Source organism: Kitasatospora misakiensis, from assembly GCF_042656005.1.
In the GTDB taxonomy this organism is placed as follows: domain Bacteria; phylum Actinomycetota; class Actinomycetes; order Streptomycetales; family Streptomycetaceae; genus Kitasatospora; species Kitasatospora misakiensis.
On sequence record NZ_JBHSOF010000048.1, the window covers coordinates 1 to 7,648 of the forward strand.

4 protein-coding genes and 2 tRNA genes are annotated in these 7,648 nt (G+C 73.3%); 5 read left to right on the plus strand and 1 reads right to left on the minus strand.

All coding sequences use genetic code 11. The features are described from left to right. The coding region (locus tag ACFP3U_RS28670; protein WP_380228621.1) for a sensor histidine kinase at positions 1–3,780 on the minus strand (3,780 nt) is incomplete at its 3' end. A gap of 628 nt (positions 3,781–4,408) precedes the next feature. On the opposite strand from ACFP3U_RS28670, the gene ACFP3U_RS28675 reads away from it, so the two are divergent. From ACFP3U_RS28675 to ACFP3U_RS28695, 5 genes are all read left to right on the plus strand, one after another. After that, a complete protein-coding gene (locus tag ACFP3U_RS28675; protein ID WP_380228622.1) occupies positions 4,409–4,630 on the plus strand; it encodes a hypothetical protein in 222 nt (73 codons plus the stop codon). Between the two features lie 261 nt (positions 4,631–4,891). Then, a complete protein-coding gene (locus ACFP3U_RS28680) occupies positions 4,892–5,692 on the plus strand; it encodes a fumarylacetoacetate hydrolase family protein (protein ID WP_380228623.1) in 801 nt (266 codons plus the stop codon). Then, entirely contained in the window at positions 5,685–7,196 is a 1,512-nt protein-coding gene (gltX, locus tag ACFP3U_RS28685) for a glutamate--tRNA ligase (protein WP_380228624.1), read from the plus strand. Before ACFP3U_RS28680 ends, gltX begins: the two co-directional genes overlap by 8 nt. Before the next feature lie 262 nt (positions 7,197–7,458). After that, positions 7,459–7,530, plus strand: a tRNA-Gln gene (locus ACFP3U_RS28690). Between the two features lie 39 nt (positions 7,531–7,569). Continuing rightward, a tRNA-Glu gene (locus tag ACFP3U_RS28695) sits at positions 7,570–7,642 on the plus strand. The last annotated feature ends 6 nt before the right edge of the window (positions 7,643–7,648 follow it).

Below are 7,648 nucleotides of genomic sequence, written 5' to 3' on the forward strand. Positions count from 1 at the left end.
CAGGTTGGTCAGGCGGCCGCGGACCTCCTCGGGCGCGCGGGACACCTGCGGACCGGTCAGCGGGGCCGACTCGGCGGTCCCGGAGACCAGGTTGGCCTGCGGGGTGCGCCGGGGGAGACCCGACATGGTGACGCCGTTGGTCGAGGGCTCGCGGACCTGCTCGGCCCGGCGCCAGCGCTCGTCGTTGGCGGACGGGCGCCACGGGGCCTCGCCGGGCTGCGGCTGCTGGCCCGGCTGGGCCTGCTGGGCCGGGCCCTGCGGCTGCTGACCCTGAGGCTGCTGGCCCTGCGGCTGAGCGGGGCCCTGCTGCGGCTGCCGCTGCGGACGTGCCTGGGCGCCCTGCGGACGCGGCTCGTCCTGGAAGCCCGGGGCCGTGGTGCCGGGACGGCGCGGCTGGTACGCCCGCGGCCGCTCCTGCCCGGGGTGACCGTCCTCGCGGTACCAGCCCTGCCCGGCCGGCGCCCCGCCGTCGGACGGCCCGGTGGGCAGCGCCATCGGCTCCTGCCGTACGGGCGGCTGCTGGACCTGCTGGGGGGCCTGCGGCTGCTGCGGCTGGACGGGGCGCTCCGGACGGCCCGGGTTCGGCACGTTCGGCAGCACCGGCTCGACCAGGCCGAGACCCAGCGGGTCGCGCGGGTCGATGTCACTGGCCTCGAAGCGCGGGCGGGCGAACTGCTGGGTGCTCTCCGTCGAGGAGGGCTCGGCCGCCGGCAGCGGCTGGGGCTGTTGGCCCGGCTGCGGCCGGCGGTTGCCCGGGCCCGGCTGCTGCGGACGGCCGCCGTGGCCCTGCTGCGGGCCCTGGGGACCCTGCGGCGAACGGCCCTGCGGGCCGGGACCGCCCTGGCCGGGCCGCTGGCGCTGCGGCAGCCCGTCCTGCGGACGCTCACCCGGGCGGGCACCCTGCGGCCCGCCGGGACGGCCCGCCTGGTCGGCCCAGCCGTGCTGCGGCTGCTCGCCGCCGCGGGCGGCGGGGACGCCGTTGCCCTGCGGACGCTCCTGGCCGGGGCGCCGTCCGGTGGGACCGCCCTGCTGCGGACCGCCCTGCTGGGGCGCGCCGGGCTGCTGGCCGCGCCGGGGCAGACCGCCGGGGCCGCCCTGCGGCGGGCCCTGCGGGTTCGGGCCCGGCCGGCCCTGGGCGCGCTGGGGCAGGCCGCCCTGCTGGGCCGGGGCCTGCTGGTTCGGCGCCTGGTTCGGGCCGCGCTGGGGCAGACCGCCCTGCTGGTTCGGGGCGCCCTGCGGGTTCGGGCCCTGCTGGCCCTGGGCGCGCTGCGGCAGTCCGCCCTGCTGGGCCGGAGCCTGCTGGTTCGGGGCCTGCTGGCCCGGGGCCTGCTGGCCCGGGGCCTGCGGGGTGGGGGCACCCGGACGACCCGCCTGCGGCGCGTTCTCACGCAGCGCCTGGCCGACCTGGCGGGTCGGCAGACCGCCGCCGGGAGCACCCGGAGCACCCGGACCGCCCTGCCCACCGGGGCCGTTCGGACCGCCCTGGCCGCCGGGGCCGTTCGGGGCGCCCTGGCCGCCGGACGGGCCGGGGCCGCCCTGGCCGAGCTGCGGCCGGCCCTGCGGAGCACCGCCCGCCACCTGGCCGAGCGCGGCCGGAGCTCCGGCGCGGTCGCCCGGACCGGCGGGCACCTGGCGCTGCTGGCGCGGCGTCGGGGCGACCCCGCGCTGCTGCTTGGGCGGCTGGCCGCCGCCACCGGGGCGACCGGCGCCACGGCGGTCGGCGCTGTTGGTGACGTCCACCGGGAGCATGACCAGCGCGGTGGTGCCACCGGAGTCGCTGGGACGCAGCTGGATGCGGATGCCGTGACGCAGGGAGAGCCGGCCGACCACGAAGAGGCCCATGCGGCGGGAGACCGAGACGTCCACCGTCGGAGGGTTGGCGAGCCGCTCGTTGATCTCGGCGAGGTCGTCGGGGCTCAGGCCGATGCCGGTGTCGTGGATCTCGACGAGCACCCGGCCGTCCGGCAGCGCGTGGCCGGTGACCCGGACGCGGGTCTGCGGGCTGGAGAACGAGGTGGCGTTCTCCAGCAACTCGGCGAGCAGGTGGACGAGGTCGTTGACGACGCGGCCGGCGACCTCGGCCGACGGCACGGCGGCGAGTTCGATGCGCTCGTACTGCTCCACCTCGGAGGCGGCGGCGCGGAGCACGTCGACCAGCGGGACGGGGCGGGTCCAGCGGCGGCCCGGGTCCTCACCGGCGAGGACGAGGAGGTTTTCGCCGTTGCGGCGCATGCGGGTCGCGAGGTGGTCCAGCTTGAAGAGGTTGGCCAGCTGGTCCGGGTCCGCCTCGCGGCTCTCCAGCTCGGAGATGAGCGACAGCTGGCGCTGGATGAGGCCCTGGCTGCGGCGCGAGAGGTTGGTGAACATCGCGTTGATGTTGCCGCGCAGGAGGGCCTGCTCGGCGGCGAGGCGGACGGCCTCGCTGTGCACCATGTCGAAGGCGTGGGCCACGTGGCCGATCTCGTCCGCGGAGTCGACGCCGACCGGCTCGACGGCGACGTCCACGTCGTGCGGGTCGGTCTCGGAGAGCGTCTTGACCAGCTCGGGCAGCCGCCGCTCGGCGACGTCCTCGGCCGCGGCCTGGAGGCGGGTCAGCGAGCGCACCATCGAGCGGGCGATCAGACCGGCGCCACCGAGGGCGACGAGCAGCACGAGGGCGATGGCGGCACCGATGACCAGGGCCTCGGTGTCGGCCTGGGCCTGGAGGTCCTGGGCCTTTCCGTCGAGGTCCTCGATGAGCTTGGACTCGATCCGGCGCTCGGCCGCGATCTTGGCGGTGGACTGCTCGTACCAGTCCTTGTAGCTGACGACCTCGGTCTGGTGGATGCCGCTCTGCTGGAGGATCGAGCGCGCGTAGCGGTCGGCCGCGGCGACCACCGAGTTGTAGCTCAGCTGGCCGCGCAGGTTGTCCAGGTCGTGCGAGGTGTAGATGTTGTTGAAGCCGGTCAGCGCGTTGTCGTAGGAGGACTTCAGCCGGATGCCGAAGGACTCGTCGCTGAGGCTGAGGTCCGGGCCGCCCGGGTTGGCGAGCGCGGCGCTGATCAGCGCGCGCTGCTGCGAGGTGGAGTTCTTGGCGAGCGAGAACTGCTGGAGGGCGCGGGTCGCGCGGACCAGCTCGCGGTTGTTGGACGCGAGCGCGATGTCCTGGGTGATCGCCAGCAGGTCGCGGATGATCACGTCGTAGGCGGTGATCGTCGCCTGGATGTTCTGGTTGTTCTGGTACGGGTTGCCGCGCGCGTCGGAGACCGAGTTCAGGTCCTTGCGGATCTGGAAGAGCAGGGCCTTGCCGCCGGAGAGTTCCAGGTTCTCGAACTTGTCCGCGGACGTGGTGAAGGTGCGGCTGAGGTCGTCGGTGACCTTGCGGGAGGCGACGATGTCGTCGTCCAGCTGGGCGTTGGGCTTGGCGGTCATCGGGCCCGCGCTGACGTCCCGCTCGTTCTGCAGGGCGTTGGCGAGGTCGGTCGCCTTCTTGGCCAGGTCGGAGAGGTTGGCCATCTGGGCCAGCTGCTGCGAGGTTTCCAGCGAGGTCTGGATGCGCAGGCCACCGAGGACCAGCGCGACCATGACCGGGAGCGCGAGCAGGGCGATCAGCTTGCTGCGGATGCGCCAGTTGCGCATGGCGAGCCGGCTCATGCCCTTGGCGCGGCGGCGGGTCAGGGAGGAGCGCAGCTTGCCCCGGGCCGACTTCCGGTCCGCGCTCTCCTCCTCCGCCCGGCCGATCACGTCGGGCGTCGGTTCGGCCGGACCGCCGGGGGCCGCCGGGGGCTGGGGGGCTGCCACGGGCTCACGCGACTCCGGGTCTCCCGCGGCGCCGCTACCCCTTTTGAAACGTCCCTGCACTGGCGTCGCAACCTCTGGACCGGGCGTCCCGCCGCGTCGCCGCGGCCCGGACGGTGTCGAGTTTCCATCCGCACCCCGGCCGGTCCGGGAGAGCGGGTCACCGGGGTGGACTGCTCCCTACCCACGGTCCGTGGCATTCCAGCACAGCCGGGGAATCCCAACAAGGGCGGCCAGGGCACACCGGACGGCACTACCCAACGCGCGCGGAATCTCACGGTCTGTGCGGTAACCGGACCGGAATACCGCCTTTTTCGGACACCCGCCAGATACATGCCAAGCGGGTCCGAGATCAACAGGATGCGAGGCGCTTCGGGTATGCCTGATATATCCGATATGCCGGTAAAAACTGATGCCGCGACATGTCGGATATCGGCGATATGTTCCGTGATTTGTGACGAAAATCACAGATGAATGTGTAGCTTTGGTCACGGTGACTGTGGAAAGAGATCCGTAACCTGTGCGGTATCCGGAGCACGGCCCCGTTCAGCCTGCCCAGAATCTCCCCCAATCACTCAGGCCGGGGCCGATCGCGGTCGGTCGCCGGCCACGACCCCGAGGTGCTGACGAGATGTCCCAGGCGAATTCGGCCTCCCAGTCCACGCTCACCGGCCGGTCCACGGCGAACCCGCGCCGGACGACGCTGGCCTCGGTCGAGGACTTCAGCACGATCCCCGGCGCCCGCAGGGCCGAGGACGTCGCGACCTACGCGACCGAGCTGCCGACCTCCACCGCCAACCCGCGCCGCACCCGGCTGATGGTCGCTCCGGTGGTGAACGTCCCGCAGGACTGAAGTGTTCCGCGGGACCGAAGCGTTCGGCAGGACCGAAGCGTTCCGCGGGACCGAAGCGTGCCGCGCACCTCGAAGGGCGCCGCCACTCCCCGTGGCGGCGCCCTTCGGCGCGAACACCCCCGGCCCTGGTGAAGCGGCCTGCTCAGGGCCCGCGCGATAGCCTGGTCCGCGATTGAACGGGGCCGGACCCGAACGGGGTCCGGTGCCCACCAGCGCCCGGGCGCGCCCCGGGCGGCCGTCGAAGCGAGGGGTAGCCCAGCCGTGCGCATTGCCAGGTTTTCCGTCCGGGAAGGGAGCCCTGCCGCCGGCAGCGTCTCCTTCGGTGTGGTCGAGGGGGACCCGGCCAGGCCCGAGTCGCTGGTGGTCCACGCCCTCGCCGGCCACCCCTTCGGCCAGCCCCAGCCGACCGGTGAGAGCTACCGCTTCCAGGACGTCCGGCTGCTCAGCCCGATGCTCCCCAACAAGATCGTCGCGGTCGGCCGCAACTACGCCGCGCACGCCGCCGAGCTGGGCAACGCCGTCCCGGACGTCCCGCTGACCTTCTTCAAGCCCTCCACTTCGGTGATCGGCCCGACCGAGAGCATCGCCTACCCGCCGTTCTCCTCGGACGTCCAGCCCGAGGCGGAACTGGCCGTGGTGATCGGCCGGATGTGCCGCGAGGTGCCGCTGGAGCGGGTCCCCGAGGTGATCCTCGGCTACACCTGCGCCAACGACGTCACCGCGCGCGACGTCCAGCAGCGGGAGGGCCAGTGGGCCCGGGCCAAGGGCTTCGACACCGCCTGCCCGCTCGGCCCGTGGATCGAGACCGACCTCGACCCGTCCGACCTCGCCATCACCTGCACGGTCAACGGCGAGCTCCGGCAGGCCGGCCGCACCTCCGAGATGGTCCGCTCGGTCGCCGAGCTGATCGTCCACATCTCCGAGGCCATGACGCTGCTGCCCGGCGACGTCGTGCTCACCGGCACCCCCGCCGGGGTGGGTCCGATCCAGGTCGGCGACGAGGTCGCCGTCTCCATCGAGGGCATCGGCACCCTCGCCAACAAGGTGGTCAAGCGTGGCTAGCGGCCCGGCCGCGGGCGAACCCGCCGTCCGGGTGCGCTTCTGCCCGTCCCCGACCGGCAACCCGCACGTGGGCCTGGTCCGCACCGCCCTGTTCAACTGGGCCTTCGCCCGCCACCACGGCGGCACCCTGGTCTTCCGGATCGAGGACACCGACGCGTCCCGCGACTCCGAGGAGTCGTACGGGCAGCTGCTCGACGCGATGCGCTGGCTCGGCCTGGACTGGGACGAGGGCCCGGAGATCGGGGGCCCGCACGCGCCGTACCGGCAGTCGCAGCGGATGGACAGCTACGCCGACGTCGCCCGCCGGCTGCACGAGGCTGGCCATGCCTACCACTGCTACTGCTCCACCGAGGAGCTGGACGCCCGCCGCGAGGCCGCCCGCGCGGCCGGGAAGCCCTCCGGCTACGACGGCCACTGCCGGGAGCTGACGGCCGATCAGATCGCCGTGTTCCGGCTGGAGCGGCGCGAGCCGATCCTGCGTTTCCGGATGCCGGACCGCACGATCGCCTTCGACGACCTGGTGCGCGGCACGCTCTCCTTCGAGCCCGAGAACGTGCCCGACTACGGCATCGTGCGGGCCAACGGCGCGCCGCTCTACACCCTGGTCAACCCGGTGGACGACGCCCTGATGGGCATCACCCACGTGCTGCGCGGCGAGGACCTGCTCTCCTCCACCCCGCGGCAGATCGCGCTCTACGCCGCGCTCGCCGACATCGGCGTGGGCGACGGCGGCACCCCGCGCTTCGGCCACCTGCCGTACGTGATGGGCGAGGGCAACAAGAAGCTCTCCAAGCGCGACCCGCAGGCCTCGCTCAACCTGTACCGGGAGCGCGGCTTCATCCCCGAGGGCCTGCTCAACTACCTGTCGCTGCTGGGCTGGTCGCTCGCCGAGGACCGCGACGTCTTCACCGTGGACGAGCTGGTCACGGCCTTCGACATCGGCAAGGTGAACGCCAACCCGGCCCGCTTCGACCTGAAGAAGTGCGAGGCCGTGAACGCCGAGCACGTCCGCCGGCTGGCCCCGGAGGACTTCGCCCGCCGCCTGGTGCCCCACCTGCGGGCCGCCGGTCTGCTGCCGGCCGAGCCGACCGCCGAGCAGCTGGAGCTGCTGGCGAAGGTGGCGCCGCTCACCCAGGAGCGGATGGTCGTGCTGGGCGAGATCGTGCCGATGGCCGGCTTCCTGTTCGTCGCGCCCGAGGACTTCGCCGTCGACCCGGAGGACGCGGCCAAGGTGCTCACCGCGGACACCCGGCCGGTGCTGGAGGCCGGCGTCCGGGCGCTGGAGGCGCTCGACGACTTCACCCCGGAGCCGATCCAGGCGGCGCTGCGCGAGGCGCTGGTGGACGGTCTGGGCATCAAGCCGAAGTTCGCCTTCACCCCGCTGCGGGTGGCGGTGAGCGGGCGGCGGATCTCTCCGCCGCTGTTCGAGTCGATGGAGCTGCTCGGCCGTTCCGAGACGCTGCGCCGGCTCCGCGCGGCCCTGGCGGCCCTCCCGGCGGCCTGACCGCGCACGGCCGCGAGCTGCCGCCGGCCCCGTTCGGCACCCCCGCGGATCCGGCCTCCGGGCCGGGTCCGCGGCCTCCAGGACGTCACCGGACGGCCCCCCGCGCGCTGCCTGGGGTTATCGATTTTGGAGCCGGGGCGGACGTCGGGTAATGTTCTTTCTGCGCCGCCCGGGAGGGCACCGACGAGGGAGCGAAACCCACGCCGGGGCCGGACCGAGAGGCGCAAGCCCGAGAAGATCCCCGACTGGGGTTCAACTCTGGTGGGGTATGGTGTAATTGGCAGCACGAGTGATTCTGGTTCATTTAGTCTAGGTTCGAGTCCTGGTACCCCAGCGCAGTACCCGCGGTCCACACCGCGACAAGTGAAGACAAGCCCCCGTTGTGTAGCGGCCTAGCACGCTGCCCTCTCACGGCAGTAGCGCCGGTTCGAATCCGGTCGGGGGTACTGGTC

Coding starts and splice junctions, on each gene's coding strand:
- ACFP3U_RS28675 (WP_380228622.1), top strand. CDS start 4,409: ATGTCCCAGGCGAATTCGGCCTCCCAGTCCACGCTCACCGGCCGGTCC.